General features: G+C 55.6%; 1 protein-coding gene. It reads left to right on the top strand.

Features of this window, described 5'->3' with window-relative positions; genetic code table 11:
- Positions 1-340 (top strand): FAD-dependent oxidoreductase (locus tag KDM89_RS20810; protein WP_212689739.1); only part of this gene is annotated, 340 nt, incomplete at both ends.

Here is a 340-nt window from a genome sequence, read left to right as displayed (position 1 = left end):
AAAGCCCGTAAGGTCAATGTGGTGCAAGGCGTGGGTCAATTCCTGAGCCCTTACCACATCGAAGTGACTGCAGCTGACGGCAGCAAAAAAGTGGTGCAGTTCAAGCAGGCGATTATCGCTGCCGGTTCTTCCGTTGTGAATCTGCCTTTCGTCCCTGTAGATCCACGCATCGTTGACAGTACCGGCGCGCTGGAACTGCGTCAGGTGCCGAAACGCATGCTGGTCATCGGTGGTGGCATTATTGGTCTGGAAATGGCGACCGTGTATTCCACGTTGGGTGCGCGCATCGACGTGGTCGAAATGATGGATGGTCTGATGCAAGGTGCCGACCGCGATATGG

Origin of the sequence: Cognatundibacterium luofuense, assembly GCF_018139685.1 — a bacterium.
In the GTDB taxonomy this organism is placed as follows: Bacteria; Pseudomonadota; Gammaproteobacteria; order Burkholderiales; family Burkholderiaceae_D; genus Undibacterium; species Undibacterium luofuense.
This window is presented reverse-complemented; position numbering and strand designations above follow the sequence as displayed.